The sequence below is a fragment of the Micromonospora sp. ABR4_055 genome, assembly GCF_056160425.1.
In genome coordinates, this window is sequence record NZ_JBSWXD010000284.1 from 1 (window position 1) to 3,064 (window position 3,064).

A 3,064-nucleotide genomic window follows, 5' to 3' on the forward strand; every position below is an offset into this window, starting at 1 on the left:
AACTCTTCACGAGACAGATCCTCCGACACCGACACGCCAAGATCAAACCACAACGGACAGAACGGCGTCGAGCCGGTCGAACCCCGTCACTTAACCCGCGCTGACCGTCACTCTTCGCGCACCACCTGAATGTTTACGGTGGCCGGGGTGGTCGGTGCCTTGGCGGCCGGGCAGCCGTCGAGTTTGCGGACCGCGGCGCTGAACGGGTTCGCGCCGCGGATCTTCTTGGCCCATTCCTCGGGTGCCGCTGCGGCCAGCGCGTCCGAGTACCGCTTCAGGATGCTCTGCGTGAAGTGCAGCTCCTTGAGGGGGATGAACAGACACCGTTCCAGCTTGGTCGGCTTGGTGGTCACCTGGTAGATCTGGACGACTTCGTAGTACTGCACCGACATCGCGTGCATGTGGTTGTAGTTGGTGACCACCCGGGTGAGGACCTGCTCCTTCTCCGACTGTGAGGTCTCCCGTACCACGGTCATGTTCCGGCTGCGTGCTGCGGTCGCCAGCTGCTGGGTCCGCGCGTCGATCCGCTGGGCGGCCTCGGCGGCGACCTCCCGCTGCCCGGTCGAGCGGGCCACCGACGTGGCGACCCCCTTGTTCGTCGAGTGGCTCAGCGAGGCACCGATGCCGGCGCCGAAGAACGCGATGCCCGCGTTGATTCCCGCGCTCGTCGACGAGCTGGACTGGGACATGCTGGACGATCCGTGCTGTTCCTCCAGGGCGATGCTGCTGGCCAGCTCGCTGATCGACCGGTTCTGGTCGGTCGCGCTGGTCAGTACGTCGCTTTCGGTCGTTTTCTCCGCGCCGGTCCCGACTGTGCGGCGCTCCCAGTCGATGACCGCGACCTTCGTGCTCTCGCCGGGTGCCAGCGCGAGGCTGTGCAGGAGCCGGCCGAGTGTCACGCCCTTCACGGACCACGACTGCTCGGTGGTGACGATCATGCCTTGTGCCGGGCGATCGTAGAGCGGGAGATTCTCCTCCCCGAGGTCGATCGCGCCGGCCAACTCCGGGTACTGTTTCGCGCCCGGAATGTCGGTCAGTACGACGGTCTGGTACTGCACGATCTCCACCGGATGGTCGCCGCTGGCGGGCAACAGGTCCTTCGGGGTCGGCCCATCGAGTGTGGTCGGTGAAACCGTGGAGGTGGTGCTGGTCGGGGTCGCCGATCCGTTGGTGCCGGGACTCATCGAGTTCCTCTCCCTGTGGGGTTGGTGACAGTGGACTCACCAGATCTCGATGGTTCAGGCACCTCGAGAAGCTGTCAAGCAAACAATTGTGAGAAATGGTTTTCTGGCAGATCCGTGACAGTGTGGATGTCGTATTCCTTGAAGAACTGCACCGTCGGGGTCAATGCCTACATTCAGTCATATCGAGTGAGGTTTCCGGGAGGGTCTGAGCGGCCGTCGACGGCGGGAAGCTCGACCGGTCGCGACCGTGTGTCATAAGTCGACTACCAAGAGTGGCAACTGTGGTGGTTGGGGTCTGGTGCCTTGTCGAAGTGACACAACTCGGTGGCTCCGGGTACTGGCGCACCATGCGGGCGAAATGAGAATGTATGCGCCGCGACGCAGTGACAGGGCCAGGACGGGCTGTGAGCCGGAGGTGGGATGACCGATGTCCGACGAGGACACCCAGCAGGATCCGCCGCGCGTCGGGCGCTGGCTCGCGTCGCCCGAGGGCCAGCCGACGTCCGGCGGCGAGCTGCCCCGCCGGGCCGGCTCCGCCCCGCGTTGGCCACGGCCACCGGCGGACAGTCCACTCACTCTGGCCACCGCCCGGCTCGGCCAGGTCAGCTGGTCGGCGTCCTCGACGATCGACGGCGAAGTCACCGACGGCACATCGGCCGCCGACCGCCCTGCCGCCGACCGCCCTGCCGCCGACCGCCCTGCCCCGGGCGGCAGGGCATCGGGCGGCAGGGCGCCCGGCACCCACGCCCTACCCGCCGCGCCGGTCAGCCACGCCGACCGCTCGACGGGACCGCCGCGGCGTACCGCCATCGGCGCCGTCGCGGTCCTCACCGCCGCTGTCATCGCCGCGACCGTGGCCACCAACCGGGGTGCCCAGCAGGAGCCGATCCGGGGCGAGTTCGTCGCCGGAGCCCCGAGCGCCAGCACATCCGCCGCACCGCCGGCCGAAGAGCCGAGCGGCGAGCCGATCAGTGAGCCGAGCGAAGAGCCGACCGACCGGGCTGAGCAGGTTCGCCCGGTCGGCGACGGCGTACACACGGCCACGCCCGACACCGACGCACCCGGCGGCGGGCCGACCCCGGCCGCACCGGCCACCAACCCCCAGCCGGACCCGAAACCGACCGCCCCCGCGCACCTCACCCTGACCGTCGGCGGGACGTACGGGCTGGAGCCGGTCAACCTGCCCGGCCGCCGGGTGCGGCACTTCGAGTTCGAAGGCCGCGTCGACGTCGTCGACCAGCGCGGCAAGGCCGACGCCGCGTTCGTGGTCCGTCGCGGCCTGGCCAAGTCGAGCTGCATCTCCCTGGAGTCGGTCAACTTTCCCGGCTACTACCTGCGCCACCAGAACTTCCGCTTCTACCTGCACCGGATCGACGGCAGCGCCCTGTTCCGGGCCGACGCCACCTTCTGCCCGGTCGCCGGACTGACCGGACAGCACACCTCACTGCGCTCCTACAACTACCCGGACCGCTACCTGCACCACGACGGCAGATACCTGAAACTCTCCGAGATCGGCAGAGGCGCCAACGCGTCCTACGCCACCTTCATCGTCCGTACCCCGTTGTAGGCGGAATCGGCCGGGTGCCGGGGTCGCGGCGCATCGACCACAGCGGCGGCCCGCCGGGGGAGAGGTGCCGAGGGCCGGGCGTACGCCAACCGCGCACCGCCAGCAGGTCACGGGCGTACTCCTCGTCGGTGACGGTGTGCCCGACCAACCCGGCGGCGTCCAACGTGCGCTGATGGTGGTCGAGCAGCGCCGCGCCGATGCGGCGGCGGCGCAGCCACGGCGCCGCCGCCAGGTACACCAGCTCGTGGCCGACCACCGGCTCCGGCGCGGACCCGTCGGCCGGCCCGACAGTCGGCCCGGCCGACCGCACCGG

At 69.2% G+C, this 3,064-nt stretch carries 2 protein-coding genes and 1 pseudogene; 1 reads left to right on the forward strand and 2 read right to left on the reverse strand.

Features of this window, described 5'->3' with window-relative positions:
• Window positions 1–107: 107 nt before the first annotated feature.
• Entirely contained in the window at window positions 108–1,184 is a 1,077-nt protein-coding gene (locus tag ACXAHD_RS31735) for a hypothetical protein (protein ID WP_475055101.1), read from the reverse strand.
• A 427-nt stretch (window positions 1,185–1,611) separates the two neighbouring features.
• Here ACXAHD_RS31735 and ACXAHD_RS31740 point away from each other — a divergent pair, with 427 nt between their 5' ends.
• Window positions 1,612–2,751, forward strand: a complete 1,140-nt coding sequence (locus ACXAHD_RS31740) for an AbfB domain-containing protein (protein ID WP_289212954.1) — start codon at window positions 1,612–1,614, stop codon at window positions 2,749–2,751.
• Here ACXAHD_RS31740 and ACXAHD_RS31745 read toward each other — a convergent pair.
• Window positions 2,729–3,064 (reverse strand): annotated as a pseudogene (locus ACXAHD_RS31745) (hypothetical protein); the annotation flags it as partial. The gene ACXAHD_RS31740 and the pseudogene ACXAHD_RS31745 sit on opposite strands and share 23 nt — an antisense overlap.